Origin of the sequence: Paenibacillus rhizosphaerae, from assembly GCF_014192015.1 — a bacterium.
GTDB classification, from domain to species: domain Bacteria; phylum Bacillota; class Bacilli; order Paenibacillales; family Paenibacillaceae; genus Paenibacillus_AQ; species Paenibacillus_AQ rhizosphaerae.
The window spans coordinates 274,772-298,770 of record NZ_JACHXJ010000007.1; the positions used below are offsets into that span (position 1 = coordinate 274,772).

Here is a 23,999-nt window from a genome sequence, read left to right on the forward strand (position 1 = left end):
TCAGGGCAGGAATTCCCGCCACGGTGTTTTTTTGAAATGCTGTATACCGAGCCGGGTCACCGCAAACAACCAATACAGGCACCGTAGCAGCCCGACTTTTGCCGGGTTGTATTGCTGTATTCAGCCGTTTTCTCCTATAATAGAAGTACCGGGAGGTGAGCCGATACGGCATGGACGATTTTGCAAAGCAATTACAGGAACAGGAAAAAGCACTGGAGAAGATCCGCAACAAGCTGGCTTTGCTGCCCGATCTGCCCGGTTGTTATTTAATGAAGAATGCCGATGGCAAGATTATATATGTGGGTAAAGCCAAGGTGCTGAAGAACCGGGTCCGCTCCTATTTTAGCGGCAGCCATGACGGCAAGACGCAGCGTCTGGTGGCGGATATCCGGGATTTTGAATATATCGTGACCGGAAGCAACATTGAAGCACTCATTCTTGAATGTAATTTGATCAAAACGCATCAGCCGCGATATAACGTCCTGCTGAAGGACGATAAGACGTTTCCTTATATTAAAATTACCAACGAGCCGCATCCCCGCCTTGAGGTGACAAGACGCGTGCTCAAGGACAAGGCCAAGTATTTCGGCCCGTATCCGAATGCTTATGCCGCCCAGCAGACGAAAAAGCTGCTGGACCGGATGTATCCGTTGCGCAAGTGCGGGGTCATGCCGAAGGAGGTATGCCTGTACTACCATATGGGCCAATGCCTGGCACCCTGCGAGAAGGAAGTCCCTCAGGAGGAGTATGACCGTATTACCCAGGAAATTACTTCTTTTCTGAGCGGCGGGCACGAGGAGATTAAGAAGGAGCTCCAGCGCAAGATGCAGGAGGCGGCGGAGGACCTGTATTTTGAACGGGCGAAGGAACTGCGCGATCAGATCCTGAACATAGAAGCGATCATGGAGAAGCAGAAGATTACGACGACGGACACGAAGGACCGTGACGTATTGGGCTTTGCCGTGGATAAAGGCTGGATGTGCGTGCAGATTCTGTATATGCGCCAGGGGAAAATGATTCAGCGCCACGCCTCCGTGTTTCCGTTCTATGGCGAGGCGTACAGCGATTTTATGTCCTTCGTGACGCAGTATTACAGCGACAATCCGGCGCTGCCAAAAGAGATTTTGCTGCCTGACATGCCGAAAAGGGAAGAGGCGGAGGACAGCAGCCGGCCAGAGGATGCCTCGGAATCGATCGATGCCGGGGGCGGTGCCGCTTCCCTGCAGGAATGGCTTGGCATCAAGGTGCTGGTGCCCCAGCGGGGAACGAAGCGCCAGCTCGTGGCCATGGCCGAAGAGAATGCCAAGGTCTCACTGGACGAGAAGTTCCGCCTGATCGAACGGGATGAGGAGCGGACGTCCAAGGCCGCCGCGAACCTCGGCCAGTATATCGGCATCGAGTCGCTGCACCGGATCGAAGCGTTCGACAACTCCAACATCCAGGGCACGAATCCGGTATCGGCGATGGTCGTTTTTATCGACGGCAAGCCCGACAAAAAGGAGTACCGGAAATACAAAATCCGTTCGGTTCAGGGACCGGACGATTACGATACGATGCGGGAGGTCGTCCGCAGACGGTACGAGCGCGTGCTCAAGGAAAATCTGGAGCTGCCCGACCTGATTGTCGTGGACGGCGGTAAAGGCCAGATCTCCGCCGCGATCGACGTGCTGCAGAACGAGCTGGGCTTGTTCATCCCGGTATGCGGTCTGGTCAAGGACGTCAAGCACCGGACCGCGCAGCTGATGGTGGGCGATCCGCCCGAGCCGATTTCGCTGCCGCGCGACAGCCAGGAGTTTTACCTGCTCCAGCGCATCCAGGATGAGGTGCACCGGTTCGCCATCACCTTCCACCGCGAGCAGCGCGGCAAGTCGATGGTGGCGTCCAAGCTTGATGCCATCCCGGGCATCGGTGAGAAGCGGCGCAAGCTGCTGCTGAAGCATTTTGGCTCGCTCAAAAAAATAAAAGAGGCCCGGATTGAAGACTTCCGGCCTCTCTCGATCGGCGACAAGCTCGCCGGCCAAATTATAGCAGCCCTTCAGGAGGAGGAGTCGTAGCATACGGCTTCTCCTTCTTTTTGCCGTAGAACAGGTAAATAACCCAGGCCACGATAAACGGCATGATGCAGGTGACCACGCCCGCCAGAATGTTCGTCAGATCCCCCATACTGAACAAGCTGAAGCTCATCAGGATGCTGTCGAACACGACGTGGGCGAACATGACCGCGATGTAGCCGTGACGCAGGAAGATCAAGCTGAACAGGAGACCGATGAACAGAAGCTCGATCGGTCGGGTGTATATCGGGTAGATCGGGTACAGCGTATGGCCGAAGGCCCAAATCAGCGTCGGAATGACGCAGGCGACAAATGTGTTCCTTACGATTTTCTTCAGCATCGGAATACCGAACAGGCGGTACACGGCTTCCTCGGAGATGCCGGCCATCCAGGCCATGATCGGCAGCATCCACGGGTACAGCATGTTATACGGGGACTGCGAGGCGTCCGTCGTGGACCAGCTGTGGATCGTCCGGTCTAGGACAAGATAGATCACCGACTGCGCCCCCATCAGGATGAACGCCCACAAATATCCGGTGATCATACTGTGGAGCACGTAACGCCCGTATCCAGGCTCTTTGGCGCGGGCCCAGGCATTGTAACCGGCTTTGCGCCACAGTCCGTCTCCGCCGACCAGGGAGAAGTACAGGAGCACCGTCATTGCGATGCTCAGAATGACTTGAACGACCATGGCCGCGATCAGCCCGAACTGGGAGAAGCCTTCCGCTTCCAGCACCGGCAGCATGTTATAAGTCGTCAGCAAAGAGACCACAAAATAAAACAAGGACAAAAACAGCCCGCGGGCAAAGGAAGTGTACCGCCGCGTCAGTGCACTGTAAATGATGGCGAGAATGCCAAGCACGATCGTAAACAGTCCGTATCCCACCATGGTCAGCATCGTAGCGCTTTTGGTCTGCTTCTCTACATAAGCGGTATGTGCGGATGGAACCGAAAATCCAGGCAGGAAGGAGTGAAGCTCCCCATCCTCAAAGGCAAACTTGAATTCCAGCAGCGATTCCCCGATTTGCGAGGAGGAGTCGGTATAGATCAGGCCGGGCTCATCCTTACCGCTCGATACTTTCAAGGAGCTGGTGTTATAGCCCAGCTTCTGCAGCCAGGACGAGGCGATTTCCTCTTTATCCTCCAGCGTCATGTTCCCTTCCACAATTCTCAGCTTCTGCTTGCGCATGGTTTCGTTCGTTTCAGCCATCGCGGCCGCATACTTGGAATACGGAGGCGTGATGGAGAATCCGACTACCTTGCCCGAGTTCATATGTACATCTACATTGATGTATCCCTGATCGCTTGCCTCCGGCAGCCGAACCCGGAACACGTCATAAGGATACTTCGGCTCGTATTTCTTGTTATATTCGTTGAGAAGCTTCTCTCTGGATAAATATCCGTAAAGATCCGATTCCGACTGGTACGTGACAAGCGGTTCGGCCGCAATGCCTGTTTGAATATTCAGCCGGTCCGAGGCAAACGCTTTGGCGGCAGCTTCCGCCTCCGATTTGCTGATCACCTTGGTCGTTTGCCCCTCAAGCGTCTCCGAGCTCGTCTGCGGAAATACTTGGACAATAAAGAATAAAATAAGGCCGATAACCCCCAAAATGACCAGCCATTTATAATTGGCCCTGATTTCCAGCGGCTGGTTTAACCGGTCCATGAAATCCCCCCCTTGAATGTAATAAAGATACCATTCCCCCCAATACAGTACGGTAAACATAACATAGAAGATTCGCCCAAAACCAGTATACCCTGAAAATAGTGGTGAAAAAACGATGAAAATGAAGGAAAGCTATCGAAAAGAGAAGATAACGGCAGGCCGTGTCCATCTGCATTGCGAATCAGGCTGTTTTCCATCCAATTCATCAGAAAAAGACCTTTGTGATGTCCCACAATAAAGATTATAATTTTGATGCAAATGAATAAGAACGCCGAATTTCTAAGTGAAAACGGGGGAACCAATTTTTTGGGGTGAATTTCGTTGGGAGGCTTCGTCCCGCGAATAGGGCAACCTGTGCATGCCCGAATCCGTCAGCTAACCTCGTAGGCGTCGTGCATGCAGGAGCCAAACCGAAAGGCATTGGATTTCCGATGCTTTTTTTCTTTTGACTTTTTTAAAGAGGTGAATGTATTGATTGGTAAATGGAAGTGGTTCCGGTTGGCGCCCCCGCAAATATTAGCCCTGGGTTTTGCCGCCATAATTCTGATCGGAGCCATACTGCTCACCTTGCCGATTTCGAACACGACGGGAAAGCCGCTGAATTTTATGGATGCTTTGTTTACGGCAACCTCGGCGACCTGCGTGACCGGTTTGGTTGTCAAAGATACGGGGCTGTACTTCAGCACGTTCGGCCAAGTCGTCATCATGCTGCTGATTCAAATCGGCGGACTGGGTTTTATGACGATGGCCACCCTGGTCGCCCTGGCGTTCAAGCGCCGGATTTCGCTCCGGGATCGGCTCCTGCTGCAGGAAGCCATGAATCAGAACACGATGGAAGGCATCGTCCGTCTGATTCGGAAAGTGATATTTTTTTCGTTAACGATCGAAGGCTGCGGAGCGCTGCTCCTCGCCATCCGGTGGTCGTTCGATATGCCTCTTGGAAAAGCGGTTTTTTATGGAATATTTCATGGCGTGTCCATGTTCAATAATGCAGGATTTGACCTGTTCGGCCATTTTAACAGCCTGACGGGATTTGTATACGACCCGCTCGTCAATTTTGTCGTGATGTTTCTGATCGTTTCCGGCGGCATCGGCTTTATCGTCATGTCCGACCTGGTAGATTACCGGGTTAACCGGAAGCTGTCGCTCCACACCAAAGTGGTGCTGTCCATGACCGGCGCCCTGATCGTGACCGGAGCGGTCGTCATCTTTATCTTTGAATTCACGAACCCCAAGACGCTCGGTTCACTGAATTGGGGCGGCAAAATTCTCGCCTCGCTGTTCCAGTCGGTTACTCCGCGGACGGCGGGAGCGAATACGCTGGACCTGGCAGGCATGCGCCAGGCGTCGCAATTTTTTACGATCATTCTGATGTTTATCGGCGCTTCGCCGGGCTCCACAGGGGGCGGGATCAAGACCACGACGTTCACCATTCTCGTCGGTGCGGTGATTGCGATGATCCGCGGCCGCGACGATATCGTCCTGTACCGTTACCGGTTGGCACAGGAGCGGATTTTCAAAGCGCTGACCATTACCTTCCTGGCCTTGTTCCTGGTTGTCGGCGTATCCATGGTTCTCTCTACGACGGAAGACAGCAGCTTCCTGATGATTCTGTACGAAACGACGTCGGCTTTTGGCACGGTCGGATTAAGCCTCGGGCTGACGCCTCATTTGTCCTTGATCGGGAAGATCCTGATTTGTCTGACGATGTTTGCCGGGCGTCTTGGACCATTGACCTTCGCTTATGCGCTCGGTCCGAAGAAGGGCAAGGAGCTGTACCGCCATCCCGAAGGCAAAATCATTATCGGGTAACCGGGCATGGATGATTCAAAGTTTCCATCTTGTCAAAGTCATCATATATAAAATCAACATTAAGGGATAAGGAGCATCTGGAGAGAAATGAAAACACAGCAGTTTGTCGTCATCGGTTTGGGGCGGTTCGGTTCAAGCCTGGCCATGGAGCTTATGGATTTGGGTTACGAGGTGCTTGGGGTGGATATTAATGAAGAAGTGGTCAATGACATGAGCGAGCATTTGACCTACGCCGTGGTGGCGGATGCAACCGACGAGGAGGTTCTCAAATCACTCGGAATCCGCAACTTTGACTGCGGTGTCGTGGCGATCGGAGATGACATCCAGATGAGCATCCTGGCCGCGATCCTGCTGAAGGAGCTTGGCGTTCAGACCGTGGTGGCCAAGGCGATTTCCATGCTGCACGGCAAAGCCTTGTCCAAGCTGGGCGTGGATCGTGTGATTTATCCGGAGCGGGATATGGGCATCCGGGTGGCTCACCAGCTCGTGACGCCGAATTTGCTGGATTACATCGAGCTGTCCAAAGATTACAGCATCGTGGAGATGACGGTACCGCAATGCCTGAATGGAAAGACGCTGAGCGAAGTCAATACGAGAGCACGTTACGGATGCAGCATCGTCGCGCTTCATCGTTCCGAGGGAGTCATCGTCGCGCCGACGGCGATGGACCAACTGCATGCGGGCGACATCATGGTCATCATCGGCTCCAACAGCAATATCGACCGCTTCGAGAGCGAAGCGGTGAACGTCAAGTCGTAAATCCGGAAGTGAGACAGAAATGGAATCCCCGACGACCGAAATCATTCATCACATCTTAATATTGCTGCTGTTTATCATTACCGTCGGCATGCTGTCCGGAAGACTGGCCTCATGGCTCAGGCTTCCGGACGTTGCCGTGTTTATCGTAGCCGGCATGCTGCTGGGGCAGGGGCTGCATCTGATCAACGAAACAAGCAGCTCCCTTATCAACCAGCTGATTCTCACCGTCGGCTCGGCGCTCATCCTGTTTGACGGCGGACGGAACCTGAAGCTGAGCGGGCTGCGGAAGGTATGGATCACGCTCTCCATGCTGAGCGTTCCCGGCGTCATCGTCACGACCTTGATCGTCGGAGCTGCCGTGCATTTCCTGTTCGGCCTGGACTGGCTCGTAGCCTTCCTGGCCGCCGCCGTCATCGCCTCGACCGACCCCGCTTCGATCATACCTGTGTTCAAACAGGTGAAGATCAAGGAAAGGGTCCGGGAGACGGTGGAAAGCGAGTCGGCCTTTAACGACGCCACCGGCTCGATTCTGACCTTTGCGCTGCTGGCCGCGGTGACGGGCGGGGGTTCCTTACATATCGGGACGATGGCCTGGGATTTTGTGAAAACCGCCATCGGCGGCATTCTCGTCGGAGCCGTCGTAGCCGTGATTCTTACGTATCTCGTTGCCCATTTCCGGCTTGGCGTCCTGAAGGACTACACGACGATTACGATGATCGTCGTCGCACTTTCTTCTTATTTAATAGGGGACCTGATTCATGTCAGCGGATTTATGGCGACTTTCGTGGCCGGGCTGATCTGGGGGAACGCGGATACATTCGGTCTGTCGATGGACGACAAGCTGGAGGAAACCGCATCATTTGCGGACAATACGAGCGTCATGATGCGGATGCTGATTTTCATCCTGCTCGGCAGCCAGGTCAACTTCCGGGTGCTTGGCGATTACTTCTGGCCAAGCCTGGCGGCCGTCCTCGTGCTGATGGTCATCGCCCGGCCCATCACGATTCTGCTCTGCGCCCTGCCCGACCGCAAGGTCAAATGGTCCTGGCGCGAGCTGATGTTCATGATGTGGGTCCGGGAGACCGGCGTCATTCCGGCCGCCCTCTCGGGCATGATCGCCGGGATGGGCGTGGCCCACGCCGATGTCATCTCGGCCGTGACGTTCATGGCGATCATGCTCACGATTCTGCTGCAGGCCAGCACCACGGGGCTTGTCGCCCGCAAGCTGGGCCTTGAGGTGAAGGCGGAGCCGGCGGCTTCCAGGCCCCTGGGGCAGAAATCGCCTGGAACATGATACGAGCCGTCAGGAGCGGGGAATCCCGTCTTGACGGCTCGTCATTTACCGGCACCGCGTCATTCATCCCGGGTGCGGCCGAAAATCTTTTTCGTTTCTTCGATCCAGCGGCGTGCCCCGGCGCTCAGTCCTCCGTTTTCGGAGTAAACGAGCGAAGTGGTGCGCCGCGTTTCCTGCAGATCGGGAATATGAAGTATAGCCAGGTCGTTGTCGTCCAACAGCTGGCTCCGCAAATACGACTTGGGCAGCAGCGCCGCCGCTCTGCAAGCGGGCAGGAGCCGGACGATCGCTTCAAACGAATCCATTTCCATCCGGATGTCCGGCACAACGCCGGCCCGGTGGAACAATTCGTCGGTCAATTTCCGGTACCACGTTCCGGTCGAGAAAATAATCATCGGCAGACCGTGAAGCATGTCCATGTTCACGTTGTCCTGGCCGCACAGCCTGTGATTCCGGGGAAGCACCAGCTCCAGATGGTCGTCGAACAGCGGCGTGCAGCGCAGGCCGGGCTCTTCGATCGAAGAGGCGACGATGCCTGCATCCAGCTTCTTGTCGCGGACGGCCGAAACGATTTCGTGCGTTTTCCCGGTGACCAGCTTCAGCTCAGCGGAAGGATGCTTCTCCATAAACGCGTTCACCAAAGGCGGCAGCGTCGTCTGAAGCGTGGTCAGGCTGGCTCCGAGGGTAACTGAAATTTGATCGTCCCCTTTGTACTTGGCGATCATCTGCATGAATTTCTGCTGCTGCTGCCGCTGCTCCAGGGCAAAGGTATAGGCTGACTGGCCGAAGGCCGTCAGTTCAAGGCGCTTGCCGCGGCGGTTGAACAGCTGCACGCCGAGCTCGTCCTCCAGCTTGGTAATTTTGCGCGAGAGGGCGGGCTGGGACAAATTCAGCAGCTTCGAGGCCTTGTTCAGACTCGACTGCTCCACCACCGTGGCGAATACATCCAAATCTTCAAACATGTCATTCATCTCCATGAAACTTTTGAACTGCGGCTGCTTGGGGTAAGATGGTTATAGATGCGGTCTGTCTTCTATGGATGTACATCGATAAATGTTTTCTTTAGATATAAGAAAGAATATGCTTCAGAGACTGAGCTTCCTTATATCGCAAGAAAAACTACCGCTAAACGCGGTCTGGCTTCCTGGAATGTACGTCGATACATGTTTTTGTTATGCATTTACATTATAACGTTTAATAATTATATTGCAATTCCATTATAAGAAAAAAAAGAGTAACATGAAAAGTGCCACAAGTTGTTCACAGGTTAGAAAAAGGGTGGCAAATGATGTCGAATAATGAATTATGAAAACGTTGTACTATGAAGAAAGGGGCACGTCAATTTATGAAAGGTTACTATGCCAGAAAGCTTCATTCGCTTCTTGGGGTCATTCCGCTCGCCTTGTTTTTCATCGAGCATGCCCTGACGAATTTTGGCGCATTTGAGGGAGGGCCTGAGCGGTTTAACGCCGGCGTTAAATTGCTGAATGACCTTCCGCTTATTTTCGTCCTGGAGTGGGTGCTGATTTATCTTCCGCTGATTTATCACGGCGTATACGGGCTGTATATCGCGTATCAGGCGAAACCGAACACCGGACGCTTCAATTATGAACGCAACTGGCGTTATCTATTGCAGCGGATTACCGGCGTCATTACGTTCGTATACATCATCTGGCACGTATTTGAAACCCGGTTTCAAATCACTCTCGGCAACGTGACGCACGAGGAGCTTGGCTCTCTTATGCATGATATCGTGACACAGCCGGTATTCTTCATCCTCTATCTGATCGGCGTCGTATCCGCGTCCTTCCACTTTGCGAACGGACTCTGGTCGTTCCTGGTCGCATGGGGAATCACTGTCGGGCCGCGCGCACAGCGGGTATCCTCGTATGTATGCATGACGCTGTTCGTCGTGGTAGCTTTGCTGTTTATTTTGTCCCTGGTCGCATTCCGCAGAGCGGAATTCCAGGAAGCATCGGTATGGATTGATACCGTGAAGTCAGTTTTAAGTTAAGGAGAGTGAGCAGGCATGGCAACATCTAATATTATTATCGTGGGCGGCGGTCTGGCAGGTCTGATGGCCACCATCAAGGCAGCGGAAGCAGGCGTCCATGTTCACTTGTTTTCTTTGGTCCCGGTCAAAAGATCGCACTCCGTGTGCGCGCAGGGCGGTATCAATGGTGCCGTCAATACGAAGGGCGAGGGCGACTCGCCATGGGTTCACTTTGACGATACCGTGTACGGCGGGGACTTCCTCGCCAACCAGCCGCCGGTCAAGGCGATGTGCGAGGCAGCGCCTGGCATCATCCACCTGATGGACCGGATGGGCGTGATGTTCAACCGTACGCCGGAAGGACTGCTCGATTTCCGCCGTTTCGGGGGAACGAAGCATCACCGTACGGCGTTTGCCGGCGCAACGACCGGACAGCAGCTGCTGTACGCACTCGACGAGCAGGTGCGCCGCCACGAAACGGAAGGCCTCGTCTCGAAGCATGAGCACTGGGAATTCCTGCAGGCGGTCATCGATGACGAAGGCATCTGCCGCGGCATCTGCGCGCAGGATCTGCGCACGATGGAGATTCATACGTTCCAGGCGGACGCGGTTATTCTCGCCAGCGGCGGACCGGGGATCATTTTCGGCAAAACGACCAACTCGGTCATCAATACCGGCACCGCGGCCAGCGCCGTGTACCAGCAGGGCGTTCATTACGCCAACGGCGAATTCATCCAGATTCACCCGACAGCGATTCCGGGCGACGACAAGCTGCGCCTGATGTCCGAATCGGCCCGCGGTGAAGGCGGACGGATCTGGACGTACAAAGACGGCAAGCCTTGGTACTTCCTTGAAGAGAAGTATCCGGCCTACGGTAACCTGGTGCCGCGTGACATTGCGACCCGCGAAATTTTCGACGTGTGCGTCAATCAGGGGCTCGGCGTCAACGGGGAGAACATGGTTTACCTTGACCTGTCCCATAAAGATCCGAAGGAGCTGGACGTCAAGCTTGGCGGCATTATCGAAATCTATGAAAAATTCGTCGGCGACGATCCGCGCAAGCTTCCGATGAAGATCTTCCCGGCGGTTCACTATTCCATGGGCGGTATGTGGGTCGATTACAACCAAATGACCAACATTCCGGGCCTGTTTGCAGCCGGCGAATGCGATTACCAATACCATGGGGCCAACCGTCTCGGAGCCAACTCGCTCGTATCGGCGATCTTCGGCGGCATGGTGGCCGGACCGAAAGCCGTGGAATACATCAAGGGAATGAAGAAATCCGCAGCCGATGTGCCTTCGAGCGTATACGAACGCTACAAGAAGCAGCAGACGGACAAATACGAAGGCATCCTGAAAATGAACGGCACGGAGAATGCGTACGGGCTTCATAAAGAGCTCGGCGATATCATGACAGCCAATATGACGGTGGTCCGTTACAATAAGAAGCTGGAAGAAACGATCGGCAAAATCAAGGAACTGAAACAGCGTTACAAGAACATCAACGTTAACGACACATCGCGCTGGAACAATCCGGGCGCCTCGTTTACCCGCCAGCTGTGGAACATGCTGGAGCTGGCCGAGGCGATGACGCTTGGGGCGCTGCTCCGCAACGAGAGCCGCGGGGCCCACTACAAGCCGGAATTCCCGGACCGCAACGACGAGGAGTTCCTGAAGACGACCAAAGCGACGTGGACACCGGATGGTCCGCAAATTTCTTATGAAGCAGTGGATGTATCGCTGATCCCTCCACGGATCCGTGACTACTCCAAAGACAAGTAAAGAAGGGGGATTTGACATGGCGGAAGCAACTGCATCTTCCAAAAAAGTGAAGTTTATGATTACCCGTCAGGACGGCCCGGACGCTGCTGCCTATACCGAGGAGTTCGAGCTTCCGTACCGCCCGGGAATGAACGTGATCAGCGCGCTGATGGAAATTCAGCGCAATCCGGTCAACGCCAAAGGTGAAAAGATCGCCCCGGTATGTTGGGAATCCAACTGTCTGGAAGAGGTGTGCGGCGCGTGCTCGATGGTGATCAACGGCAAGCCGCGCCAAGCGTGTGCGGCGCTGATCGATAAGCTGGAACAGCCGATCCGGATTCAGCCGATGAAGACATTCCCGGTCGTGCGCGACCTCGTCATCGACCGCAGCCGGATGTTTACCGCGCTCAAGCGGGTGAAAGCCTGGGTTCCGATCGACGGTACGTACGATCTCGGCCCAGGGCCGCGGATGGCGGAGAAGAAGCGTCAGTGGGCTTATGAGCTGTCCAAGTGCATGACCTGCGGCGTCTGCCTGGAGTCCTGCCCGAACGTGAACGACAAAACCGACTTCATCGGGCCGGCGGCGATTTCCCAGGTTCGCCTGTTTAACTCCCATCCAACGGGTGAAATGAACAAGGAAGAACGCCTGGAAGCGCTGATGCAGGACGGCGGCATCGAAGGCTGCGGCAACTCGCAGAACTGCGTGCGCTCCTGCCCGAAAGGCATTCCGTTGACCACATCGATCGCGGAAATGAACAAGCAAACCACCAAGCACATGTTCAAGCAGTGGCTGGGTGTATAAATTAAAGTAATCCATCATCCCCTTGTCAGCGGACAGCTTTTCGCCGGCAAGGGGATTTTTGGTATGCGGGAGGATGCGTCCAAGCCTTGTGGCGGGGGTAATCTAACAATAACTACTTCTAAAACTTTACAGGCAGAAGTCGTGCAGGGAGAATGGAGGAGGATGACTCATGTCTTGGTGGATGTGGGTGCTCAATATTGCCGGGTTGATTGTCCTGATTGCAGTGTTTTACGGATTGGAGAAAAAATGGACGAGCAAGGCGATTCTGCTCGGCCCAATCCTCATTTACGTTCTGGTCTCCCTGGAGGATCTGGTCGGCTGGATCGACCTTTCCCGGGTCGTTCCGGGACCAGGCGGGATGCGGGCCTTGATTCTGATCTTCTGTCTGAGCTCGGTTATCTTCTACGTGCTGTATATTTTCAACCGGATTGCGGAGTCGGCGCTGAAAAAGGAAGTGCAGCTCAAAACCGTCATTACGCGGATTAGCATGGCCACTTTGACCTGCATCCTATTTTTTACCGTCATCTACACGTCGATATACAAGCTTTTTGGCCATAACAGCTTCGACGGCAAAAATATCGGCTACGATCTGCTGAGTCAGCTAATCTCCTTCCTGTATTTTAGCGTCGCAACGTTTGCGACCGTCGGTTACGGGGATATCACGCCAATCGATAACACCTCCAGAGTTGCCGTCGTGATGGAGATCGCCTTCAGTTTTATTACGGTGGCCTATGCGCTGTCGATGCTGAGCGTGTTCCGGAAAATTTTCAAGGAAGGCCCGGAGGGCGCAGGTCAGGAGGAAGTGTAACCTTTCCGGCAACCATGCCCGGACTTACACAGATGCCAGTTCGGCATATCCTTTGAACAGCAGCGTTGTCCCGGGCCGGTGCGCCGTCTCCGGCGGGCTGATCCGTATGGCTGGAAGACCAGCGGCTTGAAGGATATAATAGGGGAAAGTCCTATTCTATTCCAATACAGGAGGCCGCCTGCATGAAAAATACGCCGCATCCGGAAACGGGAAATCGGCAGGATGCAGCCCAGCCGGAGCTGCCCGGCAGCCGGCTCACCCGCAGGCAATTTTTGAAGCGCGGCGTCACCCTAGCGGCCGGAGCGGGATTGCTGACAGGGGCCTACGCGTGGTTGTGGGAGCCGCAGCAGCTGGATACCGTGTACCGGACCCTCGTATGTCCGCGGCTGCCGGCGGCTTTTCACAACATGAAAGTCGTCCATTTCAGCGATGCGCATCTCGGGTTTCACACCCGGAAGAAGCACATCGAGCATCTGGTCGCGGCCATTCGCAGGGAGGCTCCTGAGCTGATCTGCTTTACCGGAGATATCATTGATTCGAGTGCGGAAGCGATGAACGAGTATATTCCTCTGCTCGCTTCAATCGAAGCTCCTCTAGGCAAATTTGCGGTGCTCGGCAATCACGATTTTTGTGGAGGAAGCGGCAAGGATGTGAGCCAAAAGCTGCAGGTGGCCGGCTTTCGGGTCTTGCAGAACGGCAACCAGCTCCTGAATCGGGGCGGACAATCCATCGCGGTGGTCGGTTTAGATGACTGGCTGCACGGATTTCCCGATCCGCAGAAGGGAAGATCAGGCATTCCGGACGACATGTTCACCTTACTCCTGATGCATGAGCCGGACTACGCCGGTAACGCGGCCCTGTTTCCTTTCGATCTGCAGTTGTCCGGGCACAGTCATGGCGGACAGGTCCGCCTGCCTCTGCTTGGTGCGCTGATGACGCCTCCGGGATCCAAACGCTACGTTATGGGTATGTACGAAGTGGGAGAACGCCGAATGCCGCTGTATGTCAACCGGGGGATCGGCGAGACCCATCTTCCCGTCCGCTTGTTGTGCAGGCCGGAGCTTACCGTCTTCACCCTGCAGTCTGGCGCCCGTTAGACAAGCCGGCAACGATTCGAATCAAAATAAGGGAATCAAGCGAAGGAGGGGGAGAAGAGCGTGCTGAATGAGGACACACAATCGCCAATGCCCTTGCTGAAGGGCAGCCGTCTGATGATGAAACCGATCGAGCCGCAGGACTCGCCGAGACTGCTGGATATCCTGGCAGACCCCCAGGTGATCAAATACGTGACCCAGGGCTCCTTCTTCAGCTTTGCCCGCTCGCGGCGCATCGCCTCGGAGCTGCTGAGCACCGGCCGCAGGGATTCGCTGCACATGGGCATTTGGCTTCATGGCGAGCGCGAGCTGGCCGGCGTGGTGTCGATGCAGCATTGGCGTGAGGAGAAGCGCGATGCCATGATCGGCTATATGCTCGCGAAAGCGTATTGGGGCAGGGGAATTGCCACCGAAGCGCTTGGTTTGATGCTGGATTATGCCTTCACCGAGCTGAAATTGCTGCACATCGAAGGCAGATGCCATGCGGTCAACACAGCGTCGGCCAGGGTCATGCAAAAAAACGGAATGCAGCTCAGCCGTACCTTTCAGCATAGACGCATGTTTTTTGCCGCACCGATCGAGATGATGGTGTACGCTCATAGCGACCGTACATATGATGAATACCGGAAGGGATTGCAGCTTCAAGCAAGCCAGGAGAACGCGCCGAGTCTGCAATCATATGAAATCAGGTAAGATTTGTAACATAAATGAAATATTGCTGTTATGGGACTCTAACAGAGACAGGGTAAACTTATTCACATGACCCCCTTTTTGAAAATATAAATGATGTTCTGGGACCCGGATCGTGCGGGTTCATTTTTTTTGCCCAAAAAAAGAGGCTCCCTCAGAGGGGAACCACCTTTTTGTCTTTGCCCTTGTAATACACCCATTCCTGGAATCCGATGTCCTTGAGGCGCCGGGCCACTTCGTCCCGCTCGTCTCCGACCCTTCCAGGAACATGAGCGTCCGAGCCGAAAGTGACGTCCACGCCGTAATGGAGCGCCCGCTCGAGGATGGCGTCCGCCGGGTACCAGCCGCCGCTGAGCTTCGTTTTGCCCGATGTATTGATTTCGATCGCGATTCCGCACTCGGCAATGGTCTGCAGCGTTTCGTCGATGACCTTGTCAGCGGGAATATCGGAGAAGGCCGGGAAGTTGCCTTTCATCGCGTCAATATGTCCAAGGATTTGAAACATGCCGCTTCGGGCGGAGTCCTGGATCAGCCGGTAGTACTCCTCCTTCACTCGAATGCGCTCCTGATCGGACAAACCCTTCCAGCGGTTTTTGTTAAAGATGCTGACGCCGCCCACGCTATGTACCGAGCCGATGATATAGTCAAACGGAACATCCGCAAGAACCTTCCTGTATGTTTCGGCATGCTCCGGAAAAAAGTCGGATTCGATGCCGAGCAGCACGTCGATGCGCCCCTCGTATTCCTTTTTCAAGTCAAGCACTTCCTGCACATAATGCTGAAGCTCTGATTTGCCCATGGCGATGCGCGGAAACGCCCGGTCCTCTTTCTCTCCAAAATAGGGGGTGTGGTCCGAAATGCCGATGACTTGGAGTCCGGCGTCCAGCGCCGCTTCCACGTAATCCCGGATATTGCCGTCGGCATGTCCGCAGCGGAAGTGATGGGTATGCAGATCGAATTTCATATCGTACTCCTCCTTGTTCAATAATCGTTGGAATAAAAGGTCTGCGGGCGGGTTTACTCCGAGCTGATGAAGTTCGTTTCCGGCATGCCTTTCAGGTCGCTCAGAAATTGCTGCATCGCCGAGTTCAGGTATTTGCCGGACTTGTAAATGACGCCGACGGGATGGCTCACTTCCAGTTCGGTCAGCGGAATAATCTTCAGTGTGCCGAGGCGGAGCTCGCTCGCGACCGACTGCTTGGACATGATCGCCGCGCCGAGGTCGATTTCGACCATTCGCTTGATTTCTTCACTGCTGGACAGTTCCATGACAACATTGGGTTCGATTCCGTGCTTTTTTAAAATATCATCGGCAAACCGTCTGCCCACCGTATCGGGAGACAGCAGGATGAGGGGCGTTTCGCGGAGGACATCGATCGTGACGGCCGTCTTCCGGGCAAGCGGATGGCGCGGGGAGACGATCAGCTCGAACGTGTCATAATACAGAACCGACGTCATCAAATTGGGGTTGCGCTCGATCAGATAACCCAGGCCCACATCGATCTGTCCGTTCTCCACGCTGGTGTAAATCTGGGAAGAAGCCATGGACATGATAGAGGTTTTGATGAGTGGAAACTGGTTCTGGAAATAAGAAAGTACCCTTGGTAAAATTTGTATGGCTATCGAAGTGGTGGTTCCGAGCACGATGTGTCCCTGCGGCGTTTGATCCAGGTCGTACAGGCGCTCCTTCAGCTCCTCCACAATGGCCAGAATCCGTTCGGCATGGCTGAGAAACACTTCTCCGCGGTCGGTCAGCGTGACGGGCTGATTCCGGTCCACGAGCACCGTCTTGAACTCGTCCTCCAGACTTTTGATCTGGGCAGACACAGCCGGCTGGGTCAGGTTGAGCAGCTCTCCGGCCTTGCGGAAGCTCATGGTTTTCGAGATGGTAATCAGGGTCTCCAATTGGCTAATGTTCATGCATTTCCTCCTTCGGCGTTGATGGCTGCCGGCAAGCAGATCAGTTCGAACAAGTGTATCCTTTCATTATATGGGATTCCGGAAGTCAGGGCAACGCGGGCGGATGCAGCCGATGGTTCGTTTTATTTTTGGAAAAAGCAATCTACAAAATTCGCCACGGTCTTCAAAATTGCTCCGGAAGTACCGATATAGATAAAGGGAATCATCCCGGTTTTCTTTCTTGAATAGGAAAGATGGCGTATATATAAGGGTATTTATACCCTGGATTGAAGACGTTTCATGAATTTTTCGTGATTTATTCCAGGGTTTAAAGTATAATTATTCCAATGGTAATGGGACTTTTGGGACATGTCCCAACCTGTTGTGAAAGGGGCAGTAATTACATATGAAGGCTGAAGTCATTAATCCTTTTCTGGAGTCCGCCCGGACCGTCATTGAACAAGTGATTCAGGTTACCCCTTCTACAGGCAGCCTCGGGGTGAAGAATATGGAGATCATCGAGGATCACATCTGGATTCAAATCGGGATGACGGGACAGCTAACCGGCAACATCGTGTTCGGGATTCAAGAACATGTGGCGCTGCGGATGGTGTCCGTGATGATGGGCGGTTACATTTTGACGGAAATGGACGAAATGGGCCAGAGCGCCATATCCGAACTTGGCAATATGATCAGCGGCAATGCCAGCACGATTTTGTCCAACCAAGGGGTCACGGTCGACATTACCCCTCCGAAAGTGATGAAGAGCGAGCACATCGGGTCGTTCCTCCCGCAGAAGGCGCTCAGCATTCCGCTGCTCATGGACGGAATCGGCGAACTGGATATTCAGGTCATGATATCTTAAAATATCAGCAAGGAATAACGGCAGGAAGCACAAGCGTTACGTTTGCTGATCCCTGGGCGTGATGCTGGTCCGCTGTAAGCACGCGGGCGACGTTATCCTACAGCAGCGGGAAATGGCGGGAACGAACGGTGGACAGCGTTGCTGCGCTGGCTTCTGGCGGTCCGGCTTGCTTTCCCTTAGGAGGACGAGAAGCCATGTTAAAGGACAAAGTCGTCGTGATCACCGGGGCGTCAAGCGGGATCGGAGCCTTGACGGCGAAGCTGGCCGCGGCGGAGGGCGCGGTTACGGTGCTGACCGCCAGGTCGGAGCAGCGTCTGCAGGAAGCGGCTGAGGGCATGACGGGTTCCTTCGAACTGCGGGCCATGGATGTGACCCGGGAGGACCAGGTGAGCATCACGATGGAAGACATTATACATAAGTACGGCCATATTGACATTTTGCTGAACAATGCGGGCTTCGGCAAGTTTGAGACGATAACGGACATGCCTGCCCGGGAGTTTGAACAGATGATGGACGTCAACTACATGGGCACGGTCCGGTGCACCAAGGCGGTGCTGCCGTCTATGCTTCAGCGCAAAGCGGGACATATCATCAATGTGGCGTCGATGGCAGGCAAAATCGGAACCGCCAAATCCACGGCGTATACGGCCACGAAGCATGCGGTTCTCGGCTTCAGCAACGCTCTCCGGCAGGAGCTTCGGGAATCGGGCATTCGGGTGTCGACGATCAATCCGGGTCCGATCGATACACCGTTCTTCGACATTGCGGACCCGTCGGGAGGATATGTCAGCAACGTGAAATGGCTGATGATGAAACCCGAACATGTAGCCCGCAAAATCGTCAAGGTGATGCATACCGGGAAGGAAGAAATGAACCTGCCGGGGAAAGCGGCGGTCGCCATGCGCCTGTACCAGATGTTTCCGAGGCTGGCGGACCGGCTGACCTACCGGATCATGAACCGGAAGTAACAGAAACGGTATTCGGGTGGAATTCGCAAGAGCGAAAATGCACTTCAGCGGAAAATATCGGGACAGGATGCAGCGAAGCCGAAGATACGCTTCCTGATCTCTATGAATAAGCCGGCTCCCATGCGGGGCCGGCTTATTTTTTACGTCCGCAGGATTTTGCGGGAAGTCCTATACTTGCATTTGGTGGGATGGCGCTTTTGGCATATAATGATAAAGAATGACTTAAAACATAAAGGATGAACGATTTCATGAACCCGACTTCTTTTGAAGCAACAGGTATTGACCGAGTATGGATAGACAAGCTGGCCGAGTACGGCATTACGGAGCCTTCACCGGTTCAGGCGCAGGCCATTCCTGCGGTGCTGCGCGGTGCGGATGTGCTTGCCCGCTCGCAGACGGGTACTGGTAAAACGCTGGCCTACCTTCTGCCCGTACTGCAGTCCATCGATCCGGAACTGAAGGCGACCCAGAAGCTTGTCCTCGCGCCGACTCAGGAATTGGCGATGCAAATTGTACGCGAAGGCGAAAAATACGGGGAAGCCCGCGGCATCGGTGTGCTTGGACTGATCGGCGGGGCCGCAGTCAAGCGCCAGGTGGAGAAGCTGCGGCTGCATCCCCAGCTTGTGGTCGGAACTCCCGGCAGGGTCCGCGAGCTGATCGAGATGCGCAAGCTGAAGATGCATACCGTCTCGACCATCGTGGTGGACGAGGTTGACCAGGTATTTCAGCTCGGCGGCGCCGGCGACGTCGACCGGATTTTGAGCAGTGCACTGCGTGACCGGCAGCTGGTGTTCCTGTCGGCCACGGTCAGCGAGAGCACAGCGGCGCTGGTTAAACGGGAGATGCGCAGCCCGGTCGAAATCGGCATCGACCCGGACCAGACGACCGCGCCGGGGCTGGAGCATTTATATGTGGTGGCGGAGGAACGCGACCGGGTCGACATGCTGCGGCGCCTCATCCGTCAGTACAACCCGCAGCGGGCGATCGTCTTCGTCAATCAGACCGAATCGATCGCCGAAGTGGAGGCGAAGCTGACCCACTTGGGCATCGCGGCGGAGGGTTTGTACGGAGACGCGGACAAACTGGCGCGCAGCCGGGTGCTGGGCGGCTTCCGCCACGGCAGGTTCACCGTGCTCGTGGCAAGCGACGTGGCGGCGCGCGGGCTCGATATCGAAGGGCTCGAGCTTGTTATCAACTTCGACCCGGCGCCTGACGCCGAGCACTATGTGCACCGTGCCGGACGGACGGGCCGGATGGGGCGCAGCGGGCGCGTCGTATCGATCGTGACGGACCGCCAAACCTTTATTATGCGGAAGTTCGCGGGAGAGCTCGGCATCTCTCTCGAGCCGCGCGTGCTGTACGCCGGCAAGGTACTGACGCCGGAGCAGTTAGCGGCCCGGAAGGGGAAGGGAGAGCCGTCAGGCCAGCCCCATCAGCGCCAGGTTCGGCCATCCGGAAGCCAGGCAGGTGTGGCGGAAGTGCGCGGCAGCCGGCAAGGAGATCCGAAGCCGGCCAAGGGGAGCGTGCGCGGCCCATCCAGCACGGGCGAACCGCAGGAAAGCGGCGGACGCCGCGACGGCCGGGAGACGTCCCGGCAGGGCGGTGAGCCTTTCAAGGGCGGTAAACCGGCGGCCCGCCAAAGCCAGAGCGAACGGGAGCGCATCCGCAAGAACAAGGGCGCCCCGAAATGGTTGAAAAATAAACCTCCCCGCCCTTAATCGGCGAGTGGGGAGGCAAGTACGGATGGATTCACCCGGACGGGCGGCCCATGGCTGTTCCGCCCGGGTATTGAATGAGGTGAAGAGTTGATGAGTGATACGGCTGTGCTGGATATTCAAGGCCTTATCGGGGGTTACAGCCTGAACCGCCCGGTGCTGCACGATATTTCGTTTCAGGTCGGGTCCGGCGAAATGGTTGGCCTGATCGGATTGAACGGGGCCGGCAAAAGCACGACAATGAAGCATATTCTCGGATTAATGCATCCGCAAAAGGGTGATATCCGTGTAAAGGGCAAGAAGCGGGAGGAAGACGCCGGGACCTATCACGGGGCGCTGGCTTTCGTTCCGGAATCTCCGCTGCTCTATGACGAGATGACCGTCAGGGAGCATTTGGAGTTTACCGCGAGAGCGTACGGCGTGGACCGTCAAGACTACGAAGAGCGGGCAGACCGGTTGTCACGCATCTTCCGGATGCAGGACAAGATGGACAGCTTGTCCACGCACTTATCCAAGGGGATGCGGCAGAAGGTCATGATCATGTGCGCGTTCGTGGCCCGGCCCTCCCTGTACATTATCGACGAACCGTTCCTTGGCCTGGACCCGCTCGGCATCCGCTCCCTTCTTGATTTTATGGTCGAGCTCAAAGAAGGTGGTTCGTCGATCCTGCTGAGTTCCCATATTTTATCGACGATCGAAAATTACTGTGACCGCTTTATCGTTCTTCACCAGGGACGCGTGATCGCGCAGGGGACGCTGGAGGACATCGCCGCGCAGGCAGGCAGACCGGGACTGCCGCTGGAGGAGCTGTTCTATACTCTCGTGCAGGGCAGGGATTGAAATGATGGACCTAAAAAAACTTCGGGTGGAGCGGCGCGGACGCTTCTGGGGGGAGGTCACCCCTTATCTCGGCTACGTGATCCAGAGCGGCGTGGCCGTGCTGCTGCTGTTTATGCTGATTGCTTTTGCGGCGTGGTATACGTCGCTCGTTCAGCATATTCCAGCCGGGCTGCCGATTCGCTGGATCATGCTGATCCTGTTCGTGCCGCTGACGGTAAACAGCAGCTTCCGGACTTACTTGCAGCCGGCGGATACGGTGTTTCTGCTGCCGCAGGAGTCCAGGATGAACGACTATTTCAAGGCGGGCTGGACCAGCGGCGTCGTTTATAAACTTATCGGCCTTGCCCTGGTATTCATCCTGTCCTGGCCGCTGTATGTTCGCAGCGATACGGATCCCAAGTCCTTCTGGCCGTTTCTGCTCCTCCTGTTTGCCTTGAAGATTCTGGCGGCCTACGGCTGCTGGAAGGAGCTGCGGATGGTTTCACGGCGGGCATCGGCAGGTTACCGTCTGCTGCGTTACGTTGTGCTGATTCTCGCGGTTGCCGCCTGGCTGTGGCAGCCGGAATGGCGGAGCCTTCTGTTTATCGTGCTGCTGGCTCTGACCTATACCGCCGCCCTGCGCATTCCGGCAAAGCACTTGGTGGCCTGGGAGCGGCTGATTGCCGTGGAAAAAACGCACAGCGCCCGCGTCATGCTGGTCCTCGGCTGGTTTGTGAACGTTCCAGGCCGGCAGCAGCGCGTATATCCGCGCAAGTGGATGTCCTGGGCCGGGAACCGGGTGCCATGGAAGCCGGAGGCAGCGTACCGCTATTTAATTACGAAGAGCTTTGTCCGCAGTGATGTATTCAGCATCGTGATCCGCGCGGGCATTCTCGCGGCGCTCCTCGTTTGGTGGACCCGGCAAGGGCTGCTCGGCAGCGGGATTTACCTGTTTTTCGTATTCGTGATCGGCGTTCAGCTGTCCTCGCTGCTGCGCTACCACCAGGAATCCTTCTGGCTGCACATATATCCGGTGCCGCCTGCATCGCGCAAGCAGAACGCCGTTAACCTGGCGTTTCAAATCCAGCTGGTCGTGGCCGTATTGATCTGGCTGCCCATGCTGGGTGCGGGGAGCGGCCGAATCGGACCGGCGCTGCTGACGCTGCTTGGCGGGGCCGTGATCAGCTTGCTGTTCCGCTATTTTCAGTCCCGCAAGGGCAAGAGCGACGACGATGACGATGAATAGCCAAACACAAAAAGACCGGGAATAGGTTCCCGGTCTTTTTATGCATCCAACAGAAACGCGTGATTGATCAGCGGTCTGCTTGAATGGGTTGATTTTTCGATTATAACCAGAAAGAACGAGTGATGATGACCAAGAGGATAAAGAGAACCAGGATAGCACCTGTGTTGCTAAACAGCCCAGGTCCACAGTGTCCGTATCCATATCCGCCTCTTACTTCTTCGCTCATTGTGCATTCCCCTTTACAGTGGTTTGTTTTTCGTTACACCGTATCCTATGTCTGGGGGGGCGGCTGTGCTTGGGCATATCACCCGTTCTTATCCAAAAAAATAGGTTGCCCGATGATGCGTAACTCCGGGCCTATTTCCGCTGCAAATCCTGGACGCCCTGATAGACCAAATCGAACAGGTCTTCGAGATATTCCTCGTCGATGCAGGAGAACGCGATGCGCAGATCATGCTCGCCGAGGGCGATGGTGCCGACTCCGTATTGGTGGATCAAATGGCTGCGCAGCGCTTCGGCCGACACGTCTTTCAGCTTCAGGCACATGAAATATCCGGAATTAAACGGATAATATTCCCACACGTCGCCGTATTTACCGCTGTCCAGCAGTGATTTCACTTTGTTGGCACGGCCTTTCATAATGTGGAACTTCTCTTCCTTCTGAGCCGCAAAATCAGGCGATTTCAGCGCATCCAGCACGAAAGTCTGGGAAGGATGAGGGCCGCTGGAAATCGTCGCGCGAATGATGCCCAGCGTCTTTTGCTCGAGGGCGGCGAGCACGTTGGTATCTTGGGAAGCGTAGGTGATGAAGCCGACCCGGAATCCCCAGACGAACTCCTCCTTGGTGGCGCCGTCGACTTTAACGGCCAGCACGCGCGGATGGATATCCGCCAATTTGCCGAACAGCGACTCTTTGAGGGAATCCTCAAAGAAAAGCCCGAAATAGGCATCGTCCGTAACCGCCACGACATTGATGCCGGCTTCGGCGGCTTCCTTGATGGCAGCGACGATGGCTTCGCCTTCCGCCGGACCCGGAGTGTAGCCTGTCGGATTGTTCGGGAAGTTGAGCAGCACGACGGCTTTGCCTTTGTCCTTCTGGGCCAGCAGGGCCTCGCGAAGTCCGTCACTGTTGAAGGTCATGTCCCCGGTAAACAGCGGATAGTTGACCAATTCGCCGTGACGGCGGATGCCAAAGGTCAGCTCGTAGTTCTCCCAGTTTTTGTCCGGATAAATGACGGCGTCCCCTTCGTTCACGAACAGATCGGCCACGATGCTGAGCCCATGCGTCAGGGCGTTCGTAACAATCGGGCTGCTGACCGTTTTGCCCGCGAGCGACGGGTTCTCTTCGATCATTTTCGCCAGCCAGGCAGCGCGCAAATCGGGTTTGCCTGCGGGCGGCGCATATGGGTACAGGTCCTTCGGCGCGAACGCGGAAAGCTTCTCCTGAATAGCAGCCAGATGCATCGGGATGCCCTGCTCGGTCGCAATGCCGATCGTTGCGTTATATTTTTTGGCATGGCTGGTAGCTTCCGCGGATTGGCTCAGGATGCCTTCCTTCGGAAAATAGATTTCCTGGCCGAGCTTGGACAACATTTCGTACACATGCGCGTTGCCGGATTTCAAACTTTCGTTCAACTGTGCAGCGAGTGGGTTTAACATGGTTTCCATCCTTCCAAATCTGTGTAATGATAGGCTTTTGCAAGGTATATGCCATTTTAACTGCCTAACATTATATCACCTGCGATGAGAGCCGTCAC

General features: G+C 55.3%; 21 protein-coding genes and 1 riboswitch. Of the genes, 15 read left to right on the forward strand and 6 right to left on the reverse strand.

Annotated features, from left to right (window positions below; all coding sequences use genetic code 11):
• The first annotated feature begins 170 nt into the window (after positions 1 to 170).
• Positions 171 to 2,054 carry an excinuclease ABC subunit UvrC gene (uvrC, locus tag FHS19_RS31380; protein WP_183586862.1) on the forward strand — a complete coding sequence of 628 codons (1,884 nt, stop codon included), beginning with the start codon at positions 171 to 173 and terminating at the stop codon, positions 2,052 to 2,054.
• On the opposite strand, the gene FHS19_RS31385 is transcribed toward uvrC, so the two are convergent.
• Positions 2,023 to 3,717: a CPBP family intramembrane glutamic endopeptidase gene (locus FHS19_RS31385; protein WP_183586864.1), complete on the reverse strand. Its 1,695-nt coding sequence runs from the start codon at positions 3,715 to 3,717 to the stop codon at positions 2,023 to 2,025. The genes uvrC and FHS19_RS31385 overlap by 32 nt on opposite strands.
• A gap of 259 nt (positions 3,718 to 3,976) precedes the next feature.
• A riboswitch (cyclic di-AMP (ydaO/yuaA leader) is annotated at positions 3,977 to 4,121 on the forward strand.
• A 67-nt stretch (positions 4,122 to 4,188) separates the two neighbouring features.
• Between FHS19_RS31385 and FHS19_RS31390 the strand changes: the two genes are divergently transcribed.
• The 3 genes from FHS19_RS31390 (at position 4,189) to FHS19_RS31400 (ending at position 7,582) form a co-directional block, all read left to right on the forward strand.
• Positions 4,189 to 5,529: a TrkH family potassium uptake protein gene (locus FHS19_RS31390; protein ID WP_246426918.1), complete on the forward strand. Its 1,341-nt coding sequence runs from the start codon at positions 4,189 to 4,191 to the stop codon at positions 5,527 to 5,529.
• Positions 5,530 to 5,616: 87 nt separating this feature from the next.
• Positions 5,617 to 6,288 carry a potassium channel family protein gene (locus FHS19_RS31395; protein WP_183586868.1) on the forward strand — a complete coding sequence of 224 codons (672 nt, stop codon included), beginning with the start codon at positions 5,617 to 5,619 and terminating at the stop codon, positions 6,286 to 6,288.
• A 19-nt stretch (positions 6,289 to 6,307) separates the two neighbouring features.
• The gene (locus FHS19_RS31400) at positions 6,308 to 7,582 is read left to right on the forward strand and encodes a cation:proton antiporter (protein WP_183586876.1); all 1,275 of its coding nucleotides are present in this window, start codon (positions 6,308 to 6,310) and stop codon (positions 7,580 to 7,582) included.
• A 59-nt stretch (positions 7,583 to 7,641) separates the two neighbouring features.
• Here the strand turns inward: FHS19_RS31400 and FHS19_RS31405 are convergent, their stop codons facing one another.
• Positions 7,642 to 8,544: a LysR family transcriptional regulator gene (locus FHS19_RS31405; RefSeq protein WP_145141826.1), complete on the reverse strand. Its 903-nt coding sequence runs from the start codon at positions 8,542 to 8,544 to the stop codon at positions 7,642 to 7,644.
• 383 nt (positions 8,545 to 8,927) lie between these two features.
• Here FHS19_RS31405 and FHS19_RS31410 point away from each other — a divergent pair, with 383 nt between their 5' ends.
• From FHS19_RS31410 to FHS19_RS31435, 6 genes are all read left to right on the forward strand, one after another.
• Positions 8,928 to 9,596: a succinate dehydrogenase cytochrome b558 subunit gene (locus FHS19_RS31410; RefSeq protein WP_183586879.1), complete on the forward strand. Its 669-nt coding sequence runs from the start codon at positions 8,928 to 8,930 to the stop codon at positions 9,594 to 9,596.
• A 15-nt stretch (positions 9,597 to 9,611) separates the two neighbouring features.
• On the forward strand, positions 9,612 to 11,357 hold the full coding sequence (gene sdhA / locus FHS19_RS31415; protein WP_183586881.1) for a succinate dehydrogenase flavoprotein subunit: 1,746 nt from the start codon (positions 9,612 to 9,614) through the stop codon (positions 11,355 to 11,357).
• A gap of 16 nt (positions 11,358 to 11,373) precedes the next feature.
• Positions 11,374 to 12,138, forward strand: coding sequence for a succinate dehydrogenase iron-sulfur subunit (gene sdhB / locus FHS19_RS31420; protein ID WP_183586883.1), 765 nt, complete (start codon positions 11,374 to 11,376; stop codon positions 12,136 to 12,138).
• A gap of 169 nt (positions 12,139 to 12,307) precedes the next feature.
• Positions 12,308 to 12,946, forward strand: a complete 639-nt coding sequence (locus FHS19_RS31425) for a potassium channel family protein (protein ID WP_183586885.1) — start codon at positions 12,308 to 12,310, stop codon at positions 12,944 to 12,946.
• Between the two features lie 182 nt (positions 12,947 to 13,128).
• Positions 13,129 to 14,043, forward strand: a complete 915-nt coding sequence (locus FHS19_RS31430; protein ID WP_183586887.1) for a metallophosphoesterase — start codon at positions 13,129 to 13,131, stop codon at positions 14,041 to 14,043.
• A gap of 60 nt (positions 14,044 to 14,103) precedes the next feature.
• A complete protein-coding gene (locus FHS19_RS31435; RefSeq protein ID WP_183586889.1) occupies positions 14,104 to 14,733 on the forward strand; it encodes a GNAT family N-acetyltransferase in 630 nt (209 codons plus the stop codon).
• A 151-nt stretch (positions 14,734 to 14,884) separates the two neighbouring features.
• Here the strand turns inward: FHS19_RS31435 and FHS19_RS31440 are convergent, their stop codons facing one another.
• Both FHS19_RS31440 and FHS19_RS31445 read right to left on the reverse strand, forming a co-directional pair.
• Entirely contained in the window at positions 14,885 to 15,694 is an 810-nt protein-coding gene (locus FHS19_RS31440) for a histidinol-phosphatase (protein WP_183586891.1), read from the reverse strand.
• A 53-nt stretch (positions 15,695 to 15,747) separates the two neighbouring features.
• Positions 15,748 to 16,650: a LysR family transcriptional regulator gene (locus FHS19_RS31445; protein WP_076174084.1), complete on the reverse strand. Its 903-nt coding sequence runs from the start codon at positions 16,648 to 16,650 to the stop codon at positions 15,748 to 15,750.
• A gap of 385 nt (positions 16,651 to 17,035) precedes the next feature.
• On the opposite strand from FHS19_RS31445, the gene FHS19_RS31450 reads away from it, so the two are divergent.
• From FHS19_RS31450 to FHS19_RS31470, 5 genes are all read left to right on the forward strand, one after another.
• Positions 17,036 to 17,494, forward strand: a complete 459-nt coding sequence (locus tag FHS19_RS31450) for a chemotaxis protein CheX (protein ID WP_183586893.1) — start codon at positions 17,036 to 17,038, stop codon at positions 17,492 to 17,494.
• Positions 17,495 to 17,688: 194 nt separating this feature from the next.
• Positions 17,689 to 18,462, forward strand: coding sequence for an SDR family NAD(P)-dependent oxidoreductase (locus tag FHS19_RS31455; RefSeq protein WP_183586895.1), 774 nt, complete (start codon positions 17,689 to 17,691; stop codon positions 18,460 to 18,462).
• 248 nt (positions 18,463 to 18,710) lie between these two features.
• On the forward strand, positions 18,711 to 20,180 hold the full coding sequence (locus FHS19_RS31460) for a DEAD/DEAH box helicase (RefSeq protein ID WP_183586897.1): 1,470 nt from the start codon (positions 18,711 to 18,713) through the stop codon (positions 20,178 to 20,180).
• A 90-nt stretch (positions 20,181 to 20,270) separates the two neighbouring features.
• Entirely contained in the window at positions 20,271 to 21,017 is a 747-nt protein-coding gene (locus FHS19_RS31465; RefSeq protein WP_076174092.1) for an ABC transporter ATP-binding protein, read from the forward strand.
• A 4-nt stretch (positions 21,018 to 21,021) separates the two neighbouring features.
• Positions 21,022 to 22,242 carry an ABC transporter permease gene (locus FHS19_RS31470; RefSeq protein WP_183587049.1) on the forward strand — a complete coding sequence of 407 codons (1,221 nt, stop codon included), beginning with the start codon at positions 21,022 to 21,024 and terminating at the stop codon, positions 22,240 to 22,242.
• Positions 22,243 to 22,342: 100 nt separating this feature from the next.
• Here the strand turns inward: FHS19_RS31470 and FHS19_RS35140 are convergent, their stop codons facing one another.
• Entirely contained in the window at positions 22,343 to 22,468 is a 126-nt protein-coding gene (locus FHS19_RS35140; RefSeq protein WP_246426919.1) for a YjcZ family sporulation protein, read from the reverse strand.
• Between the two features lie 131 nt (positions 22,469 to 22,599).
• Positions 22,600 to 23,901 (reverse strand): aminotransferase class I/II-fold pyridoxal phosphate-dependent enzyme, encoded by a 1,302-nt coding sequence (locus FHS19_RS31475; protein ID WP_183586899.1) that lies wholly within the window; start codon positions 23,899 to 23,901, stop codon positions 22,600 to 22,602.
• Positions 23,902 to 23,999: the final 98 nt, after the last annotated feature.

Bases quoted from the DNA above. Each gene is read 5' to 3' on its own strand.
- FHS19_RS31425 (WP_183586885.1), top strand. From the start codon at position 12,308: ATGTCTTGGTGGATGTGGGTGCTCAATATTGCCGGGTTGATTGTCCTG.
- FHS19_RS31470 (WP_183587049.1), top strand. From the start codon at position 21,022: ATGGACCTAAAAAAACTTCGGGTGGAGCGGCGCGGACGCTTCTGGGGG.
- FHS19_RS31430 (WP_183586887.1), top strand. From the start codon at position 13,129: ATGAAAAATACGCCGCATCCGGAAACGGGAAATCGGCAGGATGCAGCC.
- uvrC (WP_183586862.1), top strand. From the start codon at position 171: ATGGACGATTTTGCAAAGCAATTACAGGAACAGGAAAAAGCACTGGAG.
- FHS19_RS31410 (WP_183586879.1), top strand. From the start codon at position 8,928: ATGAAAGGTTACTATGCCAGAAAGCTTCATTCGCTTCTTGGGGTCATT.
- FHS19_RS31445 (WP_076174084.1), bottom strand. From the start codon at position 16,650: ATGAACATTAGCCAATTGGAGACCCTGATTACCATCTCGAAAACCATG.
- sdhB (WP_183586883.1), top strand. From the start codon at position 11,374: ATGGCGGAAGCAACTGCATCTTCCAAAAAAGTGAAGTTTATGATTACC.
- FHS19_RS31455 (WP_183586895.1), top strand. From the start codon at position 17,689: ATGTTAAAGGACAAAGTCGTCGTGATCACCGGGGCGTCAAGCGGGATC.
- FHS19_RS31405 (WP_145141826.1), bottom strand. From the start codon at position 8,544: ATGTTTGAAGATTTGGATGTATTCGCCACGGTGGTGGAGCAGTCGAGT.
- FHS19_RS31450 (WP_183586893.1), top strand. From the start codon at position 17,036: ATGAAGGCTGAAGTCATTAATCCTTTTCTGGAGTCCGCCCGGACCGTC.
- FHS19_RS31440 (WP_183586891.1), bottom strand. From the start codon at position 15,694: ATGAAATTCGATCTGCATACCCATCACTTCCGCTGCGGACATGCCGAC.
- FHS19_RS31465 (WP_076174092.1), top strand. From the start codon at position 20,271: ATGAGTGATACGGCTGTGCTGGATATTCAAGGCCTTATCGGGGGTTAC.
- FHS19_RS35140 (WP_246426919.1), bottom strand. From the start codon at position 22,468: ATGAGCGAAGAAGTAAGAGGCGGATATGGATACGGACACTGTGGACCT.
- sdhA (WP_183586881.1), top strand. From the start codon at position 9,612: ATGGCAACATCTAATATTATTATCGTGGGCGGCGGTCTGGCAGGTCTG.
- FHS19_RS31400 (WP_183586876.1), top strand. From the start codon at position 6,308: ATGGAATCCCCGACGACCGAAATCATTCATCACATCTTAATATTGCTG.
- FHS19_RS31475 (WP_183586899.1), bottom strand. From the start codon at position 23,901: ATGTTAAACCCACTCGCTGCACAGTTGAACGAAAGTTTGAAATCCGGC.
- FHS19_RS31460 (WP_183586897.1), top strand. From the start codon at position 18,711: ATGAACCCGACTTCTTTTGAAGCAACAGGTATTGACCGAGTATGGATA.
- FHS19_RS31385 (WP_183586864.1), bottom strand. From the start codon at position 3,717: ATGGACCGGTTAAACCAGCCGCTGGAAATCAGGGCCAATTATAAATGG.
- FHS19_RS31395 (WP_183586868.1), top strand. From the start codon at position 5,617: ATGAAAACACAGCAGTTTGTCGTCATCGGTTTGGGGCGGTTCGGTTCA.